This window comes from Ensifer sp. MJa1 (genome assembly GCF_037026475.1).
Classification (GTDB): Bacteria; Pseudomonadota; Alphaproteobacteria; order Rhizobiales; family Rhizobiaceae; genus Ensifer.
Genome location: NZ_JAKUMO010000032.1, coordinates 38,908 through 63,206 on the forward strand (window position 1 = coordinate 38,908; position 24,299 = coordinate 63,206).

Here is a 24,299-nt window from a genome sequence, read left to right on the forward strand (position 1 = left end):
AACTGAAGGTCGCTCGAGACCAGATTGTGGACGTCGAGTTCACGTCGACCACATGTCCGATGAGCGGACACTGATGCACGTTGTCCACGGCCATCCAGCGCCCGCGGGGCGGCGCGCAGCTCTCTGACTGCTCCCTCCGCGACACTCTTCCTTGAGACGGCTGCTTGATGGAGATCACATTGACTGCTGCGCCCTGAGCCGGCTCGGCGTTTGGCCATAGGTCTTGGCAAAAATCCTCGAGAAGTGGCCGGCGCTCTCGAAGCCGACCTCGAGAGCGATTTCTATCAATGATGCGTTTGTCTGGGTGAGAAGATGCTTGGCGCGCTCCAGACGAAACTTGCGATAGACGAGCGCAGGCGACATCTTGGCCTTGTCCATGAACAGGCGCTCGAGCTGGCGCCGCGACAATCCGACGGACGCCGCCAGTTCAGGGATCGAGATCGTGTTTTCGGTGTGCTGCTCCATGATGATGAGCGCAGCGTTTAACCGGGGATCGTTGCTCTCGATCGCGAGCGGCTTTCTCGGTTGAACATGAAGATGCGAGCGTGCCTTGTCGATCTGCAGGACTTCAAGCGCATTCCGCTCCGCCTCCTTGCTGATGTGAAGGCGGACGATATGGGCCGCCATGTCGGCAGCACTGCTGCCGCCGGCGCATGATCCGCGCGTGCGTTCCAGATTGAACAGGCGATCCGAGCGCACCTTGAGATCGGGAAAGCGTTCACGGAATGCCTGGTAGTGGAGCCAGCTGACACACACGTTGTGCCCCGCCATCAGGCCCGCATCCGCGAGAACGAAAGTTCCCGTGCACAGGCCGATCAGCGGGATTTTCTTCGCCGCCGCTTTCTTGAGGAAGCTGACGGTCTCGTCGTCGATCGGGCTCTTGCTGTTGAGCAAGCCGCCGACGACGACGATGTAGTTGAGTTGAGCGGGGTCGACGAGGCCCGAAGTCGGCGCCACCTGCACGCCGCAGCTGGAGGTGATGAGGTGCCGCGTGTTGCCGAGCACCTGCCAGTCGGCGCGGATGCGGCCGGACTTGTCGAGTTCGTCGCTCGCGAGCCGAAGCGTGTCGACGAAGAGCGCGAAGGCAGAGAGAGTGAAGGATCGGGCCAGCACGAAACCGATCTTGAGACGGTTCGTCGCCGCTGCGTTGGGTCTCATGCTTGTCGTCATCGCAAACCTACCTCGCCGCCCGGGCCTTGGTTGTCACTTGTGGGCTGTTCATCGTAGTGGGGTGCATCCCAAACGCGCGTCTATTAACGCCCCGTCGCGGCTCGCACAGAAAGCGCATACATGCTTCCAAACTCGATTGCTTATGGCTTCTAAAAGGGCGCCTGCCTTGCGCAAAAGGGCGGCAAATCAGTGCGTCTCTCAAGGATACGTGTGCTCATTCTCGGTGTAGACGCGGCCTCAAACAGCCGTCGCCAAGGTGCGTCATCCCTCGCGACCTGCGCGCAGTTCCTGCAATCGGATGACCGAGTTGATCCCGAGCCACGCAAACGGCTCCGGCGGGAGCCGGGTTGGGCCGTGGTGATTCATGTAATCTGCGAGCTCCCGAGACGTGCTCCCGGTCGCCAAGTCGGCGGCCATCATGCCGGCAAGAGTGCTCTTGACAGTGCCAAGCCCATTCTCGCAGCAGGCGGAAAAGAGCCCATCGTCGATCTCGCCAAAGGCTGGGACATGGTTGAGGCTGAGGCAAAGACGACCTGCCCAACTGTGCTCGAACGGTATTCCCTTGAGGCCAGGAAATCTCGCATCCATCGAACGTCGATGCGCTTGCGCCATTTTCGAGAGGCGGTTTTCTGAGAGGGCGACCGTCGTGTCATAGGTGTACTTGGTGCGGATCGCGATGCGTGACTGACCGCCTGACGTGATCTTGCGCACCGTGGCGCCCATAGCGTCGGCCGGCAGCAAGGCCCAACGATCCCGACCGGAAGCCTTGTGTCCGATGCCGTCAGCCGGAAACGGCGCGGTCATGGAGGCGTAGGCGAAGATGTGCACCAGCCGCCTGCCGAAATGGCCGAAATCGTCCACATGACCGTTGACGCCGAGGATGACCTTCGGCGCGCTTACCGAGCCGCGTGCCGTCATTGCCGTCCAAATCCCATTGTCGCGCTTGAGGGACGTCACCGGGGATCGCTCGAAGAGGTCGATGTCGTGCGAAAGGCCGGCAGCGAACTGGCGCACGTAGTCCGCCGGCTGGATAAGCACCGCACCCGGCGTATAGAGTCCGCCGAGGTAATAGTTCGACCCCGTTATCTCCCGCATGTCTGCGGCGTCGAGGAAGGTGTGCTTTTCTCCTGCGGCCTTGAGCGACTGGCCAAAACTCATATTGAGTTTGATGCCGCGGGCCGTCGCAGCCGCATTGATCTTGCCTGCGGGATCGAAGGTCTCGCGCGACATTCCATAGGCTTGCGCCACTCGCCTGGCGAATTCGATGGCGTATCGGTTCTGGGCCATTTCCCGGCGCGTGCTGTCAGCGCCTCCGCTTGAATATTCGCTGGATGACAGGTTGTGCGGCACGTCGATCATGTAGCCGGAGTTCCGGCCCGACGTGCCCTTGCCAACTTCGCTCGCCTCGAGAATGACGATCTTGTCATCGGGACGCAGTTGTATGAGGCGACGCGCTGCCGAAAGGCCGGCAAAGCCGGCGCCGATGATCAGCCAGTCTGCGTTCACGTGGCTGTCGAGGCAGCAGACCGGAAACGAACGTTGGCTGATCGCCTCCCAGCCCGAGATGCCATTTTCGACCGGCAAGCGTTTGACGGGCCGCGTGATCATCGGGGTGTCTCGCTTGTGGCTTCAAGGCGCATCTCGGCGATCATTTTGGCTGTGATTGCTCGCTCACGCATGGCGGTTTCCCGCGGCGATCAGGGCGACATCGCGCCTCAAGGTGGCGACGATCGTCTCGAGAGTTTGCTTTTGTTCGGTGTTGAGCGGACCGAGTGGCGCACGGACCGGCCCCGCCGGCAGGCCCTTCAGTTCGCAACCGTATTTGATCGACTGGACGAACTTGCCGCCTTCGAGGAAATCCATGAGCGGCAGCATCGCCGTCATGATCGCCCGTCCCTTGTCGAAGTTCTTCTCGATGACGCAGGCCTCATAGAGGGCGACATGTTCCTTCGGCAGAAAGTTGGAGCCGGCGCAGACCCAGCTCCTTGCGCCCCAGGCGAAGAACTCGAGTGCCTGGTCATCCCAACCGCAGGAAAGTGCGATGTTAGGATACTTGCGCGCGAGCAGGTGGAGATTGGCCATGTCGCCGGAGCTTTCCTTGATCGCCACGACGTTTCTGGATTCGCTGACACGGGAGAAGTACGCGTCCCCCATCATCACCCCCATGCGGGCCGGGTAGTTGTAGAGCATGATGGGCAGACCCGCCGCCCGATCCACCGTCAGTGCGTGGACGGCGTTTTCCTCCTCGGTCGGCAAGGCGTAGGGCGGCGATGACACGAGAATAGCGTCGGCGCCGATCTCCTTGGCCGCCTTGGCGAACGCCACGGAATCTTCCGTCCTGGTGGCACCGGTCCCAACGACGAGCGGCAGCCGCGAGCCGATCACATCCTTGGCGAGGGCGGCCAGTTCGAACCGCTCCTCTGCACTCTGGGCGTAGTATTCGCCGGTCGATCCGCCAATGATGATGCCGTGAACTCTCGCTTCGATAAGGGACTCGAGCACGGCTGCAAAACCCTTGCGGTCGATTTGCCCGTCGTGCCCGATCGGGGTGATGGCCGGGGTGTAGATGCCTTCGAACTTCATGATGCAGTCTCCATGGATAGTCGGATTCTGGACGAGCGGCGCCGCGGAGACGCCTGGCCCGGGTTCCTGGGTTTCCGTTGAATGTGTGCGGGTCTTCCGCCGCTCAGTGCGGCGTTACGACTGCTGCGGCCAGCCGCTTCAGATCGACGGTGCCGACGGGCATTCCGCCGGCATCGACCACCACCAGATCCTTGGCATCCCTGTGCGCCAGTATCTTGAGGGCGGCTTCGATCGTGCTTCCCGTGCTCAGCGTCGCGCCATTGACGGCGTGATCCGCGGCGACCGGCGTCATGACGGCCTCGACATGCACGACCCGACCACGGTTCACCTCCTTGACGAAGTTGGCGATGTAGTCGTCCGCGGGCCTCAAGACGATGTCCTGGCTGGTGCCCTGCTGGATGACCTCGCCGTCGCGCAGGACCGCAATCTGGTCGCCCAATCTCAAGGCTTCGTCGAGATCATGGGTAATGAAGACGATGGTCTTCTTGATCTCTTTCTGCAGGTCGAGAAGGACCGTCTGCATGTCCATGCGGATCAGTGGGTCGAGGGCAGAATAGGCTTCGTCCATCAAGAGAACCGGCGCATCGTTGGCAAGCGCACGCGCAAGGCCGACACGTTGCTGCATGCCCCCGGAAAGCTGATTGGGGTATTTGCTTTCAAAGCCCTTCAGCCCCACGCGCTCGATCCATCGCATGGCGATGTCGACACCCTTCGCGCGCTCAACGCCCTGAACTTCAAGGCCATAAAGCGTGTTGTCGAGTACGTTGCGATGCGGGAGCAGCGCGAACTTCTGAAACACCATCGCCGTCTGGTGGCGCCGGAACTCACGCAGTTCCGGCTGGGCCATCTTGACGACATCGACACCGTCGACGAGCACTTCGCCGGCAGTCGGGTCGATCAGCCGGTTGATGTGCCGGATGAGCGTCGATTTTCCCGAGCCCGACAGACCCATGATCACTTGAATGCAGCCGGAGGGAATTTCGATGTTGATGTCCCGCAGGCCGAGCACATGTCCGTGCCGCTCGTTGAGTTCTGTTTTCGTCAGGCCCTTTTGCACGGCCTCGACGTGCGTGCCTGCGTTCGGGCCGAAGATCTTGTAGAGGTGGCGGATCTTGATGCCGCCAAATGTCGTGTCAGCCATGGACGATCTCCCGGTGCTTCTGGAGCCTTTCGCCATATGCCTGGCTGACCCGGTCGAAGATGATGGCGATGCCGACGATGGCAAGGCCGTTGAAAATGCCGAGCGTGAAGTACTGGTTGGCAATCGCCTTCAGCACCGGCTGGCCGAGACCCTGAACACCGATCATCGAGGCGATGACGACCATGGCGAGCGCCATCATGATCGTCTGGTTGATGCCGGCCATGATTGTCGGTAGCGCCAGCGGCAACTGCACGTTCTTGAGCTTCTGCCAGTTCGATGAACCGAAAGCATCGGCCGCTTCGAGAACGTCCTTGTCGACCAGACGGATACCGAGATTGGTAAGCCTGATCATCGGCGGGATCGCGTAGATGACGACGGCGATCAGCCCCGGCACCTTGCCGATGCCCAAAAGCATGACGACGGGGATCAGGTAGACAAAGCTCGGCATGGTCTGCATCACGTCGAGCACCGGGTTGACGACCCGCTGCAGGCGATCGGAGCGGGACATCAGAATGCCGATCGGAATGCCGATCGCAATTGAAAGCAGCGTGCAGACGAAGATCATCGAGACCGTCCGCATCGTGTCGTCCCACATGTCGAAGTAGCCGATCGCCAGGAGCGTCACCAGACAGCCGAGCACGACCTTCAAGCTTCGGCTCGCGCCCCAGGCGATCGCCAGGATGATCAGTAGGATGATCGGCCAGGGCGTCTGTGTCATGAAGCGCTCGGAAGCGATCAGAAAATGCTGCAAGGGGGAGAAGAAGCCCTCGATGGCGTCGCCATAGGCGCGCGTGAACGACCGGAATCCCTCGTCTATCGCTTTCTTCAGCGTGCGAAGGGAGTCGTCGTTCATGTGTGGGAATTCATAAAGCCATTCCATTCGGTTCCCCTTTTCTGAAGAAGCCGGCGCGAGTTTTCGATTTTGGCCAAGGGTGCGGTGCGCCTCGGCTCACCGCACCCGGACGAGGCTTACAGGGCCGATTTGATCTTCTCGGCCGCTTCCGGCGAGACCCATTTCGACCAGACCGCCTCATTTTCTTCGAGGAAGTGCTTGGCGCCTTCTTCGCCGCTTGCCTGATTGTCCGTCATCCAGGCCATCAGCTTGCTGACCGTGTCGTTGCTCCAGGCGCGTTTGTTGAGATAGTCCATGACCTCCGGCCCAACCTTTTCGGAAAACGGCTTGGCCACCAGTGTCACGATCGTATCGACGGGCCAGGCGCTCGGTTTCGGATCCGAGCAATCGGCAACGGTGATGCAGCGTTTCCATTCGGCGGCATCGAGCGGCACGCCTGCGTCGAGCTTGACCATCTCATACTTGCCAAGCAATGCGGTCGGCGCCCAGTAGTAGCCCGCCCATCCTTCCTTGCGCTCGTAGGCCTTGGCGATGGAACCGTCGAGACCCGCCGCCGAACCGGTATCGACCAGCGTGAAGCCTGCCTTCTCGGCTTCAAACGCCTTGAAGTACTGGGCGGTGACCACCGTGCCGCCCCAGCCCTGGGGGCCGTTGAAGATGGCGCCCTTCTTTGCGTCTTCCGGATCGGGGAAGAGTTCCGGATGCTTCAGCACGTCGCCAATCGTCTTGATGTCCGGATGGGCGTCGGCGATATATTTCGGGATCCACCAGCCCTGCACGCCGCCATCGGGTAGTGGCGAGCCGACCTTGATGATCCGGCCTTCATCCGTTCCCTTCTTGACGATGTCGGGCAACAGGTCGATCCACGCTTCCGGAGCGATGTCGGGCTGGCCCTTCTCCGCCATGGACGTGATGGTCGGCACGGTGTCGCCGATGGTGATCTCGGCGCTGCAGCCATAGCCTTCATTGAGGATGAATTTGTCGAGGTTCGAGAGCACCTCGGCGCTCTGCCAGTTCATACTGGCAATGGTCACGCTTCCGCATTCCGCGGCATGTGACGCCGATGCTCCGCCAATCAGGCCGAACATCAGGCAGGTTGATGCAAGCAGCTTTTTCATTTTTCCGTTCCCTCTTTTGGCGGCGTGTTCCATCAAAGCCGGAGTGCCGCGACCACCGACTTCAGTTATCGAAAGGTCCTGCTGTCGCGGCGACTATCTACTCGCCACCGGCGCGCCACTCGCGGAACGCGAGGTTCGCCTTGGCACCGATTGTCCGAAACGGTTGGCGAGGCAGCGATTTCGGTGCGTCGAAGCGCGCGAAGATTTCTGTCAGTCGTGATTTGACGCCGAGCATCAGGTCGGCCGCCGCGATGCCATTCGCAGTGGCTTTCGTGGCGCCGACGCCGTTGCACCCGCAGGCCGCAAACAGGCCGGGCTCGATTTCGCCGAACGCGGGCACCGAGTTCCACGTCAGTGCCATGGCTCCGCCCCATCGATACTCCATCGGAACATCCGGCAATTGGGGAAAGCGGGCGTGATATTTCTGATCGTGCTTCGCACCCGCGCGCCGCAGGGTTGTCTCGCTCGCCTCAATGTTGTGGTGATAGGTGTAGCGGGAGCGGATGAGGATCCGGTCGCCAGCCTGACCCTGAATGCGCCGCACGGTCGTGCCCATCGGAAGCGCCGGCGTCGCCGCCCATTTTCGCTGACCCGGCAACCGGCTCGGGTCGAACTCTCTTGTCATCGAGGCAAAGGTGAAGACATGGAGCAGCCGGCTCTTGAAGAAGCCAAAACTCTCCGCATGGCCGTTGTTGGCAAGGATGATCCGGCCCGTGCTGATCGAGCCTTGGGGTGTCTTGACGAACCACCCGCGACCGGCGTTTTCCAACTGCACCGCTGGGGTATTTTCAAAGATCCTGACGGGGTCGCGCAGGCTGTCTGCGACGCCGCGGATATAGGCTGCCGGCTGCACCATGATGGTTCCGGGTGTAAACAGCGCCGACGTATAGGTGTTCGTGCCCGTCACGTCGGCGATTTCGCGCGCGTTGAGCAACTGATGCTTTTCGCCAAGCTTCACCAATCCCTTGGCATAGTCGACCAGATGCCGGTCGCCCTCGTCGCTGATGGCGACGCTGTAGCGTCCGCATGGATCGAAGATCTCGCGGCCCCAGCCCTGTTCCTGTGCAACGGTACCGGCAAGGGCGATGGCAGTGCGGCTGATCTCGATGGCCTCGCGGCTTCTTGTGGTCGAGTCGCCGCCGTAGTCTTCGGACGAGACCTCATGCGGCAGGTCGATGATGAAGCCGGAATTTCGTCCCGCCGCGGCCTCTCCGATGACGCCCGCCTCAAGGACGGCGATATCGAGTGTCGGATCGAGTTCCATGATCCTGCGGGCTGCGGACAGGCCTGCGAAGCCTCCACCGATGACGACGACGTCGGCGGTGATATGCCCCTCGAGCCGGAGTTTTGCCTGGCGGGCAGGGAGCATCGCCACCCACCCGGAAACGCCCGTGTTCTTCGGGAGCCTCGATGCGACAAATACCTTCTTCGAGGGGGTGCTCACGGCTCAAGCTTCCCGTTCGATCAGGCTGCCGAGAGCAGCGCGGATAGTTGCGATGCGATCTGCCGAGAGCGGACGAAGCGGCTTGCGCGGCGCGCCGGCACCAAAACCAGTGAGTACGGCGGCGGCATAGACCGACTGCACATAGTCGCCTTCCCAGATGAGCGACATCGCCGGTTCGAGCAGAGACCAGATCTCGCGCGCCTTGCCCCACTCGCCGGCGGTTGCGGCGGCGACCAAGGCGAGCGCGGTGCGCGGGGCAAAATTGGCGCCGCCCCAGATGAGGCCACTCGCTCCGGACCAGAGAGCGAAAGGAACCAGATGGTCGGCGCCATTCATGACCGGAAGGCCAGTACGAATGAGCGATGCCTGCCTGCCGAGATCGCCGCTCGAGTCCTTGACGGCACAGAAGTTCGGGATGGCGCAGAGCGCCTTGAGAAGCTCCGGCGTCACGGTCACGCCGACGGCGTGCGGGACGTTGTAGCCGATGACCGGAAGGCCGGCGGCCGCCACTTCCGCGTAGAAGTCGATGATGCCTTCATCGTCCGTCGGCCCCTCGAAGAAGGGCGGCAGGACCATGACGCCGTCGGCGCCGCAATCGGCCGCAAACTTCGTCCGCTCGACCACGTCGGCCGTCAGCAGCGCCGAGGTCTGGGCGATCACCTTGGCCCGGCCATTGATGATCTTCGCGCCGCGCCGCACGAGTTCCTTCGATTCCTCTTTTGTCAGGTACACATGCATGCCGGTGCCCGAGCTCAACACGAAGCCGGGTACGCCGAGCGCCAGGTAGCGCTCGATATTCTGCTCGAGCTTCGCGTAGTCGATGCGGCCTTCCGCGTCGAAGGGCGTTGCGATTGCGAGGTTCAGTCCGGGAAACGGAAAGCTGGTCATGACTAGAGGTCCGCGGTTTCGTCGTCGTTGAGATCGAGCCAGATGGTCTTGAGCTGGGTGTATTGGTCGTGGGCGTGAACGGAATTGTCGCGCCCGCCGAAGCCGGACTGTCTGTAGCCGCCGAACGGTGTGGTGATATCGCCCTCGCCGAACGAGTTGACGGTGACGGTGCCGGCACGAAGGGCGCGGGCGGCGCGCATGGCCCGTTTGCCGTTGCCGGTGAAGACGGAAGCGGTCAGTCCGTATTCCGTCTCGTTGGCGATCGCGACGGCCTCTTTCAGGCTGTCGACGGTGATGACCGTCAGGATCGGTCCGAAGATTTCTTCCTTCGCATGCCGGGCGGCGTTGCTTTCGACCTCGACGATGGTCGGGTGAACGAAGCGGCCCTTGCTGGTTTCACCTCCGTGAAGAACCTTCACCCCATCGCCGAGATAGCTCGCAACTTTCCGGTAGTGCGCCTCGGAGACGAGGGGGCCGACACGGTTATCCGGATCCAACGGATCGCCCACGTGCCAGTTCTTCACCTCGGCGACGATCTTGTCGAGCAGCTTCCCCTTGATGGCAGAATGGACGATCAGTCGAGAAATGGCCGAGCAATTCTCGCCCATGTTCCAATAGGCGCCGTTGACAATATGAGCGGCCACCGCGTCGAGATCGTCGGCATCGTCCAGGACGATCGAGGGGTTCTTGCCGCCCATTTCGAGGACGACTTCCTTGAGGTTGGACTCGGAGGAATAGTTGAGGAAACGGCGGCCGGTCTGCGTGGACCCGGTGAACGAAACGGCGTCGACATCCATATGCCGGCCGATCGGTTCGCCGACCTGCGAGCCGGAGCCTGTCACCACGTTGAAGACTCCGGCCGGGATGCCGGCCTCGAGCGCCAGTTCGGCCACCCGAAGCGCCGTCAGCGACGTCTCGGCCGCCGGCTTGACCACCAGGCTGCAACCGGCGGCAAGCGCCGGACCGATCTTCCAGGCAAGCATGAGAAGCGGGAAGTTCCACGGCAGGACCAACCCGACAACACCCACGGGTTCGCGAACGACAAGCGCGATGTGGTCGTTCGAGGCCGGCGAGACCTGATCATAGATCTTGTCGATTGCTTCGGCATGCCAGCGGAGGCAGTTGACGGTCTCGGGTACGTCGACCGTCTGGCAATCGAGGATCGTCTTGCCGCTGTCCAGGCTCTCCATGACGGAGAGTTCGACCAGATTGTCCTCGATGAGCTGGGCAAGGCGAAGAAGCGTCTGTTTGCGGGCAGCGGGATGTTGCTTCGCCCAGCGGCCATCGGCGAACGACTGCCGCGCGCTCGCAACCGCCGCGTCAACGTCCTCGGGGCCGCAGGCGGGCAGATCTGCGAGCTTCTCTCCTGTCGCGGGATTGGTCGTTGCAAATGTGCGTCCCGATCTCGCCTCGACAGATCGGCCATCGATGATGGCCTTTGCGGGAAGGGATAGTTGCGACGCGATTTGCTCGTACTGCGCCCTGGTCAGAAGTTCCGTCATTCGTCTGCTCCCATCAATCGTAAAATCATCCGCAACGCTCGACCTGGCTCGACGGTCCTGCCGAGTGTCTTGCTCGTTTGCTATAATACAATAGATAGACATTTGATCTACTGTCAATAGACACGTGAAGTGCGATGACGCGACAGTGCCTCGGCTCATCCCGCGGAACGGACTGATAACCGAACGTGCGGCGAGCGTTGGCCGTCGGGCCGGAGACCATCGGGCCTTGCGCATCTAGCGAAGAGCGGGCAAAAAGGAGCCGCGCGATCACAGGGGGAGAGTCGACGAAAATCGAAATACGTTGACCAGTCTACCTTTTGTAGACAAGATGCGCGCAAAAGGAGTTTGTCATGGCGCAAAATCAAAGCTCACCTGAAACAGGCGTTGGCCCGGATCGTAAGGCTGCGCTGAACAACACCTTGCGCCACCGTATCCTGACGATGCAGATAGCGCCGGGATCGGTTCTGGATGAAGTCGCCTTAAGCGAGGAATTCGGACTGTCCCGCCCTCCGGTGCGCGAAGCGATGCGGCAGCTTGCGGGGGAAGGGTTCATCGAGCTTGAGGCGAACCGCCCGGCCCGCGTGACCTCGATGAGCTACCAATCCCTTCGAGACTTCTTTTTGATCGCCCCAATGATCTATGTCGCGGCCACGCGGCTCGCCGCCGAACACGCGTCGAAGGCCGACATCGCAGGCCTGCGCGAGATACAGGACAGCTTTCGCGACGCGGTCCACAGCAATGACGTCGACGGGCGCGTTTTCTACAATGACAAATTTCACCTTCGGGTCGGCGAGATCGCGAACAATGCGTACATTCTTCCAAGCCTTCGCCGGCTGCTGATCGATCATGCGCGTATCGGCAAGATTTTCTACAGGCCGAGCAATGCGCGCATGTTGGAGGAGTTGCACGAGGCGTCGCGCCAGCACGACGAAATCATCGATGCAATCGCGAACCACGATCCTGACCGCGCGGAGGCGTTGATCCGCGCACACCTCGATCTGTCGCGCAAGAACATGGCGATGTATGCCGCCCCGGAAGGGATGGCGATTTCGCTCGGCGTGTAACGGGACCTTCGTCGCTGGGTTACGCCGATCCGCCAGACCAGTTGGACGCAAAACGATCAATGGCGTCGAAGACGGCGCGGGACATGCGCAATGGTCGCTCCATCGAACCGGGCGGCCTGCCGCTGACGCCCGGAACGTGCACGCCGAGTTCTTCCAGCCGCCGGACCTGGTTGTGGGCGCGGGCGATGTGATCGCTGCCTGCCGCACCCGGCATCATCGCAATCACTGTCAGGCCGACGGCCGGGGATGCATCACCCGACCGGAAGCTCGGCGTGTCGAGCGACCACGATCCGCCCGAGAGGCCGGCCGACAGCATTTCGACGACCAGCGCGACGTTCGCACCCTTGCGGCCGCCGAACGGGAGGAGCGCGCCTATAAGTGCCCTTTCCGGATCCTGCGTATCTGCGCCTTCTGCGTCGACCGCCCATCCTTCCGGGATTTCTCGCCCCTCGGCGGCAGCAGCGACAATGTTGACGTAGGCAGTCGCGCTCGACGATTGGTCGACGATGAGCGGCGGCGCGGTGTCGCCGAGCGGAAATCCGAAGGCGATGGGGTTCGTGCTGTAGACGGGCGGCCCTCCCGCCTTTGCCACGACCATGGCATTGGCGTTGGTCGCTGCAAGTCCGCTCAAGCCTTCCAACGCAAGCCGGCGCACGTAGTAACCAAGCTCGCCTGTCGTATAGCTGTTCTTCTGGGTGAAGAGCGCAATCCCGAAGGTGCGGGCGGCATCGACGAAGTCGCGGAAGGCGAGGTCGAAGCCGAGCTGCGCGATCCCTCGGTCGGCATCACAGGCGAGATGAGCGGGGAAGGGGCGAGTGGCGACCGGCGCGGGAGCGCAATTGATGCGCCCTTCGCGAAAACTGTTCAGATAGTCGACCAGGTGCGGAAACCCGACAGCACTCGGGCCCAAGCGGGCGGCCGATACCGTTGCGTCCACGAGCGATCGGGCGCTCGCCGCGTTGGCGCCGGCACCAAGGCAGGCTCGGAGCGCCAGATCTCGTGCGTCACTCTCGCTGAGTTCGATCTCTTGCATGTCAGATCTCCAGTCCCGCCTTGCGGCCCTCGTAGAATGCATAGGGCGCCTGTCGCGGCGCGGCGCAGTCACCGATCTGGTGCGCAACGATATCGCGTTCGGCAAGACCGGGCATCAGCCAGTCGGCCGGGGAATTCGTGGTGGCCGTGACAAGGGCGTCGGCCTCGATGAACCGGCACTCTCCCGTCGTGTGATCGACGATCGTTGCGCCGTTGCCATGCCACTCGGTGACGCTCGCCTCGACGATCCATTCGACGCCGAGTTTCCTCAGCGCCTGCCGCATGGGAACGTCGGCCGCGGTTCTCTGCAGCTCCTTGCCGACGAACGGATCGGGCGTCAGGATCGTTACCTGATGGCCTTCCTCAGCAAGCTTCCAGGCGGTGCCGCAGCCGCGCCAGCCGCCACCTTCATCCAAAAGCAGCACGCGTTTGCCCGGTCGGGCCTGGCGCGCCATGACCGCTTCGACCGTGAAGACATTGCCCTTCTCCAGGCCCGGCATCGTATCGACCGTCGGCAGCGCCTTCTGGAAGCCTGTCTCCGGGGAATAGGAGCCGGTGGCAACGATGACGCGGTCAAATTCGGCAACGTCGATGTCCTCGGCCTCGACATAGGAGTTCAGGCGAACCTCGACGCCGAGTTTGTCGAGTTGCCGCTCATACCAGGCGATGAGATCGAGGACCTGCGCCCTTCGCGGCTGCATGCCCGCCAAAAGGAAATTGCCGCCGAGACGGCTCGATGCTTCTGCGAGCACGACCTTGTGCCCGCGTTCTGCGGCCACCCGGGCCGCCTCCAGTCCGGCGGGTCCGCCACCGACGACCAGCAGGCGTTTCGGATCGCCGGTCCTTACAAAACGGTCACCGTTCCATTCGGCTTCGCGCCCGACCGAGGGGTTGATCAGGCAACTGATCCAGTAGTCCCGCGACCGGCGTCCCCAGCACATCTGATTGCACGAAATGCAGCCGCGAATGTCGTCCGGGCGATCGTCGCCCGCCTTGGTCGCCAGATGGGGATCGGCGATCTGGCCGCGCACGATCGAAACGAGGTCGGCTGACCCTTCGCCAAGCACTGTTTCGGCATTTTCAGGGGTGCGGATGTGGCTTTCGGCGATCACCACAGCATTCCTGACGACACCCTTCAGGACGGATGCGAGGTCTGCGCCCAGCTTCTCGGGATAGAGGAACGTCGGCATCAGCTTGTAGAAATCGAGATAGCCGCCCGAGCCACAGGTGACATAGTCGATGAGGCCAAGCTCGTCGTGCAGACGGATGATTTCGGCAAGCTCGTCGCGCTGAAGCGCGACCTTCACGTCCGGTTCGTCGCTGATGGCAAGGCCGACGATGAAGTCGGGGCCGCAAACTTGCCTGATCCGCGTCAGGATCTCCCGCGACATCCGCGTACGATTTTCGAGCGAACCGCCCCATTGGTCGTCGCGCCGATTGCACCATGGGGTCCAGAACTGGTCGACCATGCCAAGATAGGCTGCCCAGACTTCGACACCGTCGAAGCCGGCGTCGCGACATCGCCGCGCCGCTTCGACGAAGCCGTCGATCGTCTCGAGGATTTCCGCTTCGGTCATCGGATGCGAGCCGTCGCTGTCGTGATAGCTCGGGCCGCCCGAAGGCGACCAATGGGGGTGGAAGGAGTTGTCGGAATCTCCATGCGCGCCGACGTGATAGAGCTGCTGGATCGCGACCGCTCCATGCCCCTTGATCGCCTCGACCACCTTCTTGAAGTGCGGGATGACGCCGTCGTCGGAGTGGCGGAAATTGCCGCGGGTCAGGACAGCCGCGGCGTGCACCGGCATGGGTTCGACGACAATCATCGCGGCGCCGCCGATTGCGCGTTCCCGGTAATAGGCGGCATGGCGTTCGGTTGGTAGGCCCTCGACCGCCATGTTCGCTGTGTGGGCACCGAAGACGATCCGGTTCTTCAGCGTGTGCGACCGCAGCTTGAGCGGGGAGAACAGCCGGGGAAACTTCTTGGACATCGCGCAACTCCGGGCGGGGAGAGGATCGGGTTGGGAAAGGGGGGCTCATCGTTCCTTCCGGGCGGCGAACACACCGCCCGGAGGCAAAGCAATTGGACTGTCGGGTTGGCGCATCACGCGGCGGTGGCCGCAATCGCCATCGTGCGATCGATGGTCTCATGCGCATTGACCATGGCGCCTGCGAGTTGGCGGAAGGTCACCGTGCCGAGAGGTTTGCCTGCGGGATCGACGACGGTGATATCGCCTTCGGGTGCAGACGCAAGCGCTCGCACCGCCTCTTCAACCGTGAGATCGGCTGCAATCTTCTGTCCGCTGCCGGCAGCCGCCGTACCAAGCGGCGCCATGATCGCCCCGACATGCACGACGCGGCCCCGGTTCACCTCCTTGACGAAGTTGGCGACATAGTCGTCGGCAGGCCTCAGCACGATATCCTGGCTCGAACCCTGCTGGATGACCTCGCCGTCGCGTAAGATGGCAATCTGATCACCCAGTCGGAGTGCCTCGTCGAGATCATGGGTGATGAAGACAATCGTCTTCTTGATCTCCTTCTGAAGGTCCAGAAGCACCGATTGCATATCCGTGCGGATGAGGGGATCGAGGGCCGAATAGGCTTCGTCCATCAAGAGAACCGGCGCATCGTTGGCAAGCGCCCGGGCAAGGCCGACGCGCTGCTGCATGCCGCCCGACAGTTGGTTCGGGTACTTCTTCTCGAAGCCCTTGAGCCCGACCCGCTCCAGCCAGCGCATCGCCGTGTCGATGCTTTGCGCGCGCGATGCGCCCTGGATTTCGAGGCCGAAGATCGTGTTGTCGAGTACGCTTCGATGTGGAAGCAGCGCGAACTTCTGGAACACCATTGCCGTCTGGTGCCTGCGGAACTCGCGCAGTTCCGCCTCCGGCATCTTCACCACGTCGACGCCGTCGACGAGGACTTCGCCGGCCGTCGGGTCGATCAGCCGGTTGATATGGCGGATGAGCGTCGACTTGCCCGAGCCGGAAAGGCCCATGATCACCTGGATCGAACCCGACGGCATTTCGATGTTGATGTCGCGAAGGCCGAGCACATGCCCGTGCCGTTCGTTGAGCTCTGCCTTCGTCAAGCCGTTTTGAACTGCCTCGACATGGGCCTTCGCATTCGGCCCGAAGATCTTGTAGAGGTGGCGGATCGCGATGCCGCCGAAAGCGTGGTCAGCCATGGACGACCTCCCGGTGCTTCTGCAGCCGTTCGCCGTAGGCCTGGCTGACACGGTCGAACATGATGGCAATGCCGACGATGGCGAGACCGTTGAAGATGCCGAGCGTGAAATACTGGTTCGCGATTGCCTTCAGCACCGGCTGGCCAAGCCCCTGAACGCCGATCATCGAGGCGATGACGACCATGGCGAGCGCCATCATGATCGTCTGGTTGATGCCGGCCATGATGGTCGGAAGCGCCAGCGGGAGCTGCACCTTGAAGAGCTTCTGCCTGTTGTCGGCGCCAAACGCATCGGCAGCCTCCAGCACATCCTTGTCCACCAGGCGAATGCCGAGATTGGTCAGCCGGATCATCGGCGGGATGGCGTAGATGACGACGGCGATCAGGCCCGGAACCCTGCCGATGCCGAGCAGCATGACCACGGGGATCAGGTAGACGAAGCTCGGCATGGTCTGCATCACGTCGAGCACGGGATTGACGACCCGTTGGACCCTGTCGGAACGCGCCATCAGAATGCCGATCGGCAGGCCGATGGCGATCGATAGAACAGTGCAGACAAAGATCATCGAGATCGTCCGCATCGTGTCGTCCCACATGCCGAAGTAGCCGATCAACAACAGCGTCACGAGACAGCTGGCTACGATTCGCATGCTCCTTGTCGCTGCCCAGGCGATGGCGAGGATCAGAAGCGTGATGATCGGCCAGGGCGTCTTGGTCATGAAGCGCTCGGCGGCGATCAGAAAATGCTGCAGCGGGACGAAAAATCCTTCGATCAGATCGCCGTAGTTGCGGGTAAAGCCTCGAAATGTCTCGTCGATGACCTTCTTCAGGGCTCGAAGCGCATTGTCGTTCATATGCGGAAATTGATAAAACCAGTCCATTCGGTTCCCCTTCTCGAAAGAGCCGATCCGTTCTTCTTGTTATGTCGGCAGGAACGGTGCGACGGGTCTAGCGCCCATCGCACCGGATTCAGTGGCGGCTGACTAAAGCGCGGCTTCGATTTTCGCTGCGGCCTCGGGGGACACCCACTTTTTCCAGATATCCTTGTTTTCTTCGAGGAAGTGCTTGGCGCCTTCCTCGCCGCTCGCCTGATTGTCCGTCATCCAGGCCATCAACTGGCCCAGCGTCTGGTTGCTCCAGGAGCGCTTGTTCAGATAGTCCATCACCTCAGGGCCGGCCTTTTCGGAGAAGGGTTTTGCAACCAGCGTCACGATCGTGTCGATCGGCCAGGCATTCGGCTTGGGGTCCGGGCAGTCCGCCACCGTGTTGCATCGCTTCCATTCCGCCGCGTCGTTCTCAACGCCGTAGCCAAGCTTTACCATTTCGTATTTGCCGAGCAGCGCCGTTGGAGCCCAGTAGTATCCGACCCAGCCTTCCTTGCGCTCGTAGGCCTTGGCGATCGAGCCGTCGAGGCCTGCAGCCGAGCCCGTATCGACCAGCGTGAAGCCGGCTTTTTCCGCCTCGAACGCCTTGTAAAACTGCGCTGTTACGACCGTACCGCCCCAGCCTTGCGGGCCGTTGTGGATCGCCCCCTTGCTCGGGTCTTCCGGATCCGGGAAGAGTTCCGGATGCTTGAGTGCATCCTGGATCGTCTTGATGTCCGGATGGGCATCGGCAAGGTACTTCGGGATCCACCAGCCCTGTACGCCGCCATCGGGAAGCGGTGAACCGACCTTGACGATACGACCCTCGTCCGTTCCCTTTTTGACGACGTCTGGCAGCAGGTCGATCCAGGCTTCGGGCGCGATGTCGGGCTCGCCCTTTTCCGCCATCGAGGTGATCGTCGGGACCGTGTCTCCGATGGTGATCTCGGCGTTGCAACCATAGCCCTCGTTGAGAATGATCTTGTCGAGGTTGGAAATCACCTCGGCGCTCTGCCAATTCATGCTGGCGATGCTGATGTCTCCGCAATCGGCCGCATGGCCGAGTGATGATCCGCAGACGGTTCCAAGAAACAGGCAGGTCGATGCAAGCAGGCTTTTCATTATCGTTCCCTCTGTTGGCGGCTTTTTTCTTCTGGGGCGGGTTGCCGCAAGACCCGCCCTGCGGCGCTAGGAGGCTTCTCCCATGCGAACCGATTTCCTGAATGCTGCCGACAGGCCGCGCGAAACGGCGGCATCAAAGCCCGCCGCGCGCATTTCCTCGATCGCGGCCGCAGTGGTGCCGCGATAGTCGAGGAAGGTCTGGACAATGTCGGTCGGACAGTCGTCACGCTGTTCCAGCATCCGGCCGGCACCCACGACGAGGGCGTTGACGGCACGCTTGGCGATCTCCGGCTCCAGCCCCTGCGAGACGGCGTCGGCCATCATCGCTGCGGCGAGCAGGGCCGGAAAGGCTGGACCCGATCCGGTAAGGCCGGTCAGATAATCGATCTCGGCCTCCGAGCGCACTTCATCCTGAGAACCGCAGGCATCAAAGATCGCCTCTACGACCGTTCGATCGCCGTCCCGCAGCCCGGCGCTCGCGATCCAAGGCGTATAGGACTTGCGAACTTCGGCCGCTGCGTTGGGCAAGGTACGGACCACGCGGTCGGTGCGGTGGCGCTCGCTGAGAGCAGTCAGGCGAATGCCCGCCATGACGGAGATGAGCAGCTTGCCTTCGGCATCGACGTTGAGGTTTTGCCAGTCGGCCGGGCGGACGGAGAGAACGATAACGTCCGAACGGTCGGCAAGTGCCTGATTGTCTGTTGTCCAGAAGGCGTGATCGAAACGGTCGGGACGCTCGCTGCGATAGGACAGCGACAGGTCTTGAGGCTTGACGATGCCGGCGTCGAGCATGGCTTCGGCGATTGCTCCGCCCAGCCAGCCTGCGCCGCCAATCACCCCAACCCTCAACGGTCCGCCCGCACCCATGCTTCGCCTATTCTGGTTTGTAGCCATGCCGGGCGAAGAAGCGATCGATCTCCCTCTGCTGCGGCGTTTGTCCTGTGTAAATTGCGATGTATTCCGGAATGCGCTTCATGCGCAGCGCAAGGTCTTCCTTGGCCTGCATCGAGATGTATCCGATCTGCACCAGGTAGGTCGTTCGCGCGCGAACGTCCGCCGGCCCCGCCTCGTAGCCGAAGCGCATGAACATGCGGCCCAGCGCCTCCATTCTTGCTTGATCGGCCGCATGGACTTCGGCCAATATCTCGGGCGATTGCAGCGCCCAGCTGCGAACGGCGAACTCGAACTGGGAATCGAACAGGTCCTTGTTCACCCAGCAGTCGAAAACGTTCAGCATCGCCTCGGTCAGGGACTCCGCATAGGCTTCCGACTGCTTGACGAGGTTGCCCGTATTCTTCTCCCTCCAGCGCGCCACGAGCGCGCTCAACAGTTCCTCCCGGTCCTTGAAGAACCAATAGAAGCTGGTCCGGGACAGATTGAGGCGTTTGGCCAACGGCAGGATCTTCACCGAGTCCACGCCCGACTCGAGCAGGGAGTCGTAGGCGGCCTCGAGCCACCCTTCCTGAGAACCGCGCCAGCCAGTGTCACTCATCGACTGTTCCATGATTGCCTCCTAACAAATCCAAAGGGCGCTATCAAGCAAAATGTACATGTGTGTCAAATAAACGAACGGCAGTGTTTTGATTATTGACACATGTGTACATTCCCGCTTACCGTTGCGATTGAAGTCCCATAAACCGGAGCCCGTCGCATGTCGAACGATCCCCTGCTTCAGCCGTTTCAGTTGAAGCATTTGACCCTGCGCAACCGCATCATCGTCACGTCTCACGAGCCGGCCTATCCCGAAGACGGGATGCCCAAGGGGCGCTACCGTGCCTATACGGTTGAGCGAGCCAAGGGCGGCGTGGCGCTGACGATGACCGCCGGCTCTGCGGCAGTCTCGAAGGACAGCCCCCCGGTCTTCAACAACCTGCTCGCCTACAAGGATGAGATTGTTCCGTGGATCAGGGAAATGACCGACGCGGTGCACGAAGAGGGTGCTGCGATCATGATCCAGCTCACCCACCTCGGCCGGCGCACCCGCTGGGACAAGGGCGACTGGCTCCCGGTGCTTGCGCCCTCTCACCATCGCGAGGCAGCGCACCGCGCCTTTCCCAAGAAGATCGAAGACTGGGACATCGAGCGCATCATCAAGGATTTTGCTGACGCCGCCGAACGCATGAAGGCGGGCGGCATGGATGGCGTCGAGCTTGAAGCCTACGGGCATCTCATCGACCAGTTCACGTCCCCGCTTACCAACGAGCTCGACGGTCCCTATGGCGGTTCGCTCGATAATCGTCTTCGCTTCTGTTTCGACGTCTTCAGGGCGATGCGCGAAAGGGTCGGCAACGACTTCATTCTCGGCGTTCGCTACACGGCCGATGAATGTCTTCCCGGCGGGACCGGAAAGGCCGAAGGCCTGGAGATCTCCCGTCGTCTCAAGGAAAGCGGTCTCATCGACTACTTGAACGTCATCCGCGGTCACATCGATACGGACCCGGGCCTGACAGACGTCATTCCGATCCAGGGCATGGCGAGCGCACCGCATCTGGATTTTGCCGGCGACGTCCGCGCGGCAACCAAGTTCCCGACCTTCCATGCCGCGAAGATCCAGGACGTGGCGACGGCGCGTCATGCGATCGCTGCCGGTAAGGTGGACATGATCGGGATGACCCGAGCCCACATGACCGATCCTCATATCGTGCGAAAGATCATGGAGAAGCGCGAGGACGACATCCGCCCCTGCGTCGGCGCCAATTACTGTCTCGACCGCATCTATCAAGGGGGGCTGGCCTTCTGCATCCACAATGCCGCGACGGGCCGCGAAGAAACGATGCCGCATCGCATCCCGAAGGCCGCGGCCCGGAAGAAGGTCGTCATCGTAGGAGCTGGCCCTGCCGGTCTTGAAGCCGCTCGCGTCTCTGCCGAACGGGGACATGAGGTCGTCGTTTTCGAGGCCGCGAACCATCCGGGCGGACAGATCCGGCTGACAGCCCAGAGCGAGCGCCGCAGGGAAATGATCAGCATCATCGACTGGCGCATGAGCCAGTGCGAGAAGCTCGGCGTCACCTTCCGGTTCAACACCTGGGCCGAGGCTGACACCGTGCTTGCCGAAACGCCCGACGTGGTCATCATCGCCACGGGCGGACTGCCGCACACGGAGGTCCTTTCGAAGGGCAACGAGTTCGTCGTTTCCTCCTGGGACATCATCTCGGGCGATGTTAAGCCTGGGACCAACGTGCTCATCTTCGACGACGCCGGCGACCATGCGGGTCTCCAGGCTGCAGAGTTCCTCGCCAAGGCCGGGGCAAAGGTCGAGATCATGACGCCGGACCGCTCCTTCGCGCCGGAAGTCATGGCGATGAACCTTGTTCCCTACATGCGCTCGCTGCAGAAGCTCGATGTGACCTTCACCGTCACCTACAGGCTGGAGGCGGCGGAAAAGAGCGGCAATCAGATCATCGCCCATGTCGGCAGTGACTATGGCGGTGTCGCCAAGCAGCAGACCTTCGATCAGATCGTTGTCAACCATGGCACGATTCCGCTCGATGACCTCTACTTCGAACTGAAGCCAGGCTCGAGGAACCTCGGTGAGGTCTGCTACGACGAGCTGATTGCCGGGACGCCGCAATCGGTTGAGCGCAATCCGGAAGGCGCCTACCAGCTCTTCCGGATTGGTGACGCGGTTGCAGCCCGCAACACGCATGCTGCCATCTATGATGCGCTGCGGCTTGCCAAGGACCTCTGACCATGGCGCGGTCCGACGCTTTGCAGGCATTTCTGGACGCGGCTTTCGTCGCGTTCAACGAGTGCGCGCAGGACCCGAGGGCACGGCAGTCGATCACGCAGATCGCTGCCTTGCTCGAGACGCCGCAGCCGCAACGCCCGGACCTCGGAAAACGTCTTCCCGCCTGCGAGCTTTGGCTCGACGAAGTCCTGTCGAGAAGGACAGGGGGAGCATCGCTCGACAGGCTGATCGAACGGTTCCGGGCGATAGAGCCGCTGCTCGAATGGAAGTGGCGCTCGGTCTATGACGATACGGCGAGCGAGAATTTCCTGACCGGTCATGGTAATGCGATGATCGTCGGTCCGGGCGGTCTGGAGGACCGAAGAGATCTCTGGCTCGGCGCGACGCTGATGGCGCCGAATGTGCGCTACCCCGATCACGACCACGCGCCCGAAGAAACCTATCTCGTCCTGTCGGAAGGGGAGTTTCAGCATGGCACCTCCGACTGGTTCTCACCGGGGATCGGAGGTTCCTTCTACAATCCGCCTGGTATCAGGCATGCGATGCGCTCAGCGGAAAGACCGCTGTTTGCTCTTTGGGCATTGCTGCCCGAACGATCGAGACGTTGACGAAAAGGCGTTCGGCTAGGACCGGGCGCGGAGGGAAGGTTGCCATGAAAATACTTGTGACGGTGAAGCGGGTGGTTGACTACAACGTCAAGATCCGCGTGAAGGCAGACGGTTCGGGCGTCGAGCTTGCGAACGTGAAGATGTCGATGAACCCGTTCGACGAAATCTCGGTCGAAGAGGCGCTGCGGCTGAAGGAAGCCGGCAAGGCGGAGGAGGTCGTCGTCGTTTCCGTCGGCCCGGCCAAGGCCGAAGAGACGCTGCGCACGGCCCTTGCCATGGGTGCTGACCGCGCCATCCTGGTCGAGACTGAAGACCAGGTCGAGCCGCTCGCCGTTGCCAAGATCGTCAAGGGTGTGGCCGACGCCGAACAGCCGGGCCTGATCATCGTCGGCAAGCAGGCGATCGATGACGATAGTAACCAGACCGGCCAGATGCTGTCGGCGCTGCTCGGCTGGGCGCAGGGCACCTTTGCCTCCAAGGTCGAGATCGGCGATGGCAAGGCGACCGTGACCCGCGAAGTCGACGGCGGCCTGCAGACCATCGACATCAAGCTGCCGGCCGTCGTCACCACCGATCTGCGTCTGAACGAGCCGCGCTACGCCTCGCTGCCGAACATCATGAAGGCAAAGAAGAAGCCGCTCGACAAGAAGTCGCCGGCCGACTTCGGCGTCGACACGGCCGCCCGCCTCAAGGTGTTGAAGACCGAGGAACCGTCGGGCCGCAAGGCCGGCATCAAGGTCAAGTCGGTCGCCGAGCTGGTTGAAAAGCTCAAAACCGAAGCCGGCGTTCTCTGAAATCCGTGAGGCCCGCCTGCAAACGGCGTGTCGCTGCGCTTCCGGTGCTCACGTACCAAACGTACGCTGCGCTCCGGTTCTCGCACCTCACCGCTTTCGGCAGGGCCTGACGGATTTCGGGAACGAACCATTTTTCTAGAGGACACGATCATGGCCATTCTTCTTCTGGCTGACCACGACAGCAACCACCTTTCCGACCAGACCGCCAAGGCTCTGAGCGCTGCCTCCAAGATCGGCGGCGACGTGCACATCCTCGTCGCCGGTGCCGGCGCCAAGCAAGCCGCCGAGCAGGCATCCAAGCTTGCCGGCGTTGCCAAGGTGCTCGTCGCTGACGACGCCTCGCTTGCCAACAACCTGGCAGAGCCGCTGGCAGCCCTCATCGTTTCGCTTGCCGGCAACTACGATACCATCGTTGCCGCCGCGACCTCGGTCGGCAAGAACGTCATGCCGCGCGTCGCCGCCCTGCTCGACGTTTCCCAGGTCTCGGAAATCATCGAAGTTGTCTCGTCCGATACCTTCAAGCGCCCGATCTATGCCGGCAACGCCATCCAGACGGTGCAGACGACCGAAGGAAAGCGCGTCATCACCGTGCGCACCGCCTCCTTCGCCTCGGCCGCGGAAGGCGGTTCGGCGGCGATCGAAAGCGTTTCGGCTGCTGCCAATCCGGGCGTTTCGAGCTTCGTTGCCGACGCGCTGTCGTCGTCCGACCGTCCGGAACTGACGTCTGCGAAGATCATCATCTCCGGTGGCCGCGCACTCGGTTCCTCGGAAAAGTTCCAGGAAGTGATCCTGCCGGTTGCCGACAAGCTCGGTGCTGCCGTCGGTGCAAGCCGTGCCGCGGTCGACGCCGGTTATGCTCCGAACGACTGGCAGGTTGGCCAGACCGGCAAGGTGGTCGCCCCCGATCTCTACATCGCCTGCGGCATCTCCGGTGCCATCCAGCATCTGGCCGGCATGAAGGACTCGAAGGTCATCGTCGCCATCAACAAGGACGAAGAGGCACCGATCTTCCAGGTCGCCGACTACGGCCTGGTTGCCGATCTCTTCGAGGTCCTGCCGGAGTTGCAAAAGACACTCTGACGCGTTTTGACGCGATCGACATCATTATGAGGCCGGTCGCTCTGCGCGCCCGGCCCGGCCCGCAATTCAGCAAACAACAAGAGGGATCCAATGATGGATGTACGCGCCGCCGTTGCCGTTCAGGCAGGCAAGCCGCTCGAGGTCATGACGGTTCAGCTCGAAGGCCCCA

General features: G+C 62.0%; 21 protein-coding genes and 1 pseudogene. 6 read left to right on the plus strand and 16 right to left on the minus strand.

Annotated features, from left to right (window positions below; genetic code table 11):
• Positions 1-174: 174 nt before the first annotated feature.
• From MKZ91_RS28665 to MKZ91_RS28705, 9 genes are all read right to left on the minus strand, one after another.
• Positions 175-1,158, minus strand: a complete 984-nt coding sequence (locus MKZ91_RS28665) for a GlxA family transcriptional regulator (protein WP_336174437.1) — start codon at positions 1,156-1,158, stop codon at positions 175-177.
• A 273-nt stretch (positions 1,159-1,431) separates the two neighbouring features.
• On the minus strand, positions 1,432-2,778 hold the full coding sequence (locus MKZ91_RS28670) for an NAD(P)/FAD-dependent oxidoreductase (RefSeq protein WP_336174438.1): 1,347 nt from the start codon (positions 2,776-2,778) through the stop codon (positions 1,432-1,434).
• Positions 2,779-2,841: 63 nt separating this feature from the next.
• Positions 2,842-3,753 carry a dihydrodipicolinate synthase family protein gene (locus MKZ91_RS28675; RefSeq protein ID WP_336174439.1) on the minus strand — a complete coding sequence of 304 codons (912 nt, stop codon included), beginning with the start codon at positions 3,751-3,753 and terminating at the stop codon, positions 2,842-2,844.
• Positions 3,754-3,856: 103 nt separating this feature from the next.
• Positions 3,857-4,894, minus strand: a complete 1,038-nt coding sequence (locus tag MKZ91_RS28680) for a quaternary amine ABC transporter ATP-binding protein (protein WP_336174440.1) — start codon at positions 4,892-4,894, stop codon at positions 3,857-3,859.
• Positions 4,887-5,774, minus strand: a complete 888-nt coding sequence (locus MKZ91_RS28685; protein WP_336174441.1) for an ABC transporter permease — start codon at positions 5,772-5,774, stop codon at positions 4,887-4,889. The genes MKZ91_RS28680 and MKZ91_RS28685 overlap by 8 nt, the downstream gene beginning before the upstream one ends.
• Positions 5,775-5,863: 89 nt before the next feature.
• Positions 5,864-6,865, minus strand: a complete 1,002-nt coding sequence (locus MKZ91_RS28690; RefSeq protein WP_336174442.1) for an ABC transporter substrate-binding protein — start codon at positions 6,863-6,865, stop codon at positions 5,864-5,866.
• Between the two features lie 97 nt (positions 6,866-6,962).
• Entirely contained in the window at positions 6,963-8,309 is a 1,347-nt protein-coding gene (locus MKZ91_RS28695; RefSeq protein WP_336174443.1) for an NAD(P)/FAD-dependent oxidoreductase, read from the minus strand.
• Between the two features lie 3 nt (positions 8,310-8,312).
• Positions 8,313-9,197, minus strand: coding sequence for a dihydrodipicolinate synthase family protein (locus MKZ91_RS28700; RefSeq protein ID WP_336174444.1), 885 nt, complete (start codon positions 9,195-9,197; stop codon positions 8,313-8,315).
• Between the two features lie 2 nt (positions 9,198-9,199).
• Positions 9,200-10,699, minus strand: coding sequence for an aldehyde dehydrogenase (locus tag MKZ91_RS28705; protein WP_336174445.1), 1,500 nt, complete (start codon positions 10,697-10,699; stop codon positions 9,200-9,202).
• Between the two features lie 350 nt (positions 10,700-11,049).
• On the opposite strand from MKZ91_RS28705, the gene MKZ91_RS28710 reads away from it, so the two are divergent.
• Entirely contained in the window at positions 11,050-11,763 is a 714-nt protein-coding gene (locus MKZ91_RS28710; RefSeq protein ID WP_336174447.1) for a GntR family transcriptional regulator, read from the plus strand.
• Positions 11,764-11,782: 19 nt separating this feature from the next.
• On the opposite strand, the gene MKZ91_RS28715 is transcribed toward MKZ91_RS28710, so the two are convergent.
• The 7 genes from MKZ91_RS28715 to MKZ91_RS28745 all read right to left on the minus strand — a co-directional run bounded on the left by MKZ91_RS28715 (position 11,783) and on the right by MKZ91_RS28745 (position 19,464).
• Complete coding sequence (locus tag MKZ91_RS28715) at positions 11,783-12,796, minus strand: Ldh family oxidoreductase (protein ID WP_336174448.1); 1,014 nt, start codon at positions 12,794-12,796, stop codon at positions 11,783-11,785.
• A 1-nt stretch (position 12,797) separates the two neighbouring features.
• Positions 12,798-14,783: an oxidoreductase gene (locus MKZ91_RS28720; RefSeq protein WP_336174449.1), complete on the minus strand. Its 1,986-nt coding sequence runs from the start codon at positions 14,781-14,783 to the stop codon at positions 12,798-12,800.
• A 113-nt stretch (positions 14,784-14,896) separates the two neighbouring features.
• A complete protein-coding gene (locus MKZ91_RS28725; protein WP_336174450.1) occupies positions 14,897-15,976 on the minus strand; it encodes a quaternary amine ABC transporter ATP-binding protein in 1,080 nt (359 codons plus the stop codon).
• Entirely contained in the window at positions 15,969-16,856 is an 888-nt protein-coding gene (locus MKZ91_RS28730; protein WP_336174451.1) for an ABC transporter permease, read from the minus strand. Before MKZ91_RS28730 ends, MKZ91_RS28725 begins: the two co-directional genes overlap by 8 nt.
• Positions 16,857-16,958: 102 nt before the next feature.
• Entirely contained in the window at positions 16,959-17,960 is a 1,002-nt protein-coding gene (locus tag MKZ91_RS28735) for an ABC transporter substrate-binding protein (RefSeq protein WP_336174452.1), read from the minus strand.
• A 66-nt stretch (positions 17,961-18,026) separates the two neighbouring features.
• Positions 18,027-18,827 (minus strand): pyrroline-5-carboxylate reductase family protein, encoded by an 801-nt coding sequence (locus tag MKZ91_RS28740; RefSeq protein ID WP_336174453.1) that lies wholly within the window; start codon positions 18,825-18,827, stop codon positions 18,027-18,029.
• 7 nt (positions 18,828-18,834) lie between these two features.
• Positions 18,835-19,464: a TetR/AcrR family transcriptional regulator gene (locus MKZ91_RS28745; RefSeq protein ID WP_336174454.1), complete on the minus strand. Its 630-nt coding sequence runs from the start codon at positions 19,462-19,464 to the stop codon at positions 18,835-18,837.
• Positions 19,465-19,611: 147 nt separating this feature from the next.
• Here MKZ91_RS28745 and MKZ91_RS28750 point away from each other — a divergent pair, with 147 nt between their 5' ends.
• The 5 genes and pseudogenes from MKZ91_RS28750 to MKZ91_RS28770 all read left to right on the plus strand — a co-directional run.
• Positions 19,612-21,648, plus strand: a complete 2,037-nt coding sequence (locus MKZ91_RS28750) for an NADH:flavin oxidoreductase (RefSeq protein WP_336174455.1) — start codon at positions 19,612-19,614, stop codon at positions 21,646-21,648.
• A gap of 2 nt (positions 21,649-21,650) precedes the next feature.
• The gene (locus tag MKZ91_RS28755; RefSeq protein WP_336174456.1) at positions 21,651-22,256 is read left to right on the plus strand and encodes a dimethylsulfonioproprionate lyase family protein; all 606 of its coding nucleotides are present in this window, start codon (positions 21,651-21,653) and stop codon (positions 22,254-22,256) included.
• A gap of 44 nt (positions 22,257-22,300) precedes the next feature.
• On the plus strand, positions 22,301-23,050 hold the full coding sequence (locus tag MKZ91_RS28760; protein WP_275020989.1) for an electron transfer flavoprotein subunit beta/FixA family protein: 750 nt from the start codon (positions 22,301-22,303) through the stop codon (positions 23,048-23,050).
• A 150-nt stretch (positions 23,051-23,200) separates the two neighbouring features.
• Positions 23,201-24,130 (plus strand): electron transfer flavoprotein subunit alpha/FixB family protein, encoded by a 930-nt coding sequence (locus MKZ91_RS28765; protein WP_336174457.1) that lies wholly within the window; start codon positions 23,201-23,203, stop codon positions 24,128-24,130.
• Between the two features lie 93 nt (positions 24,131-24,223).
• Positions 24,224-24,299, plus strand: a pseudogene (locus MKZ91_RS28770) (GNAT family N-acetyltransferase); the annotation flags it as partial.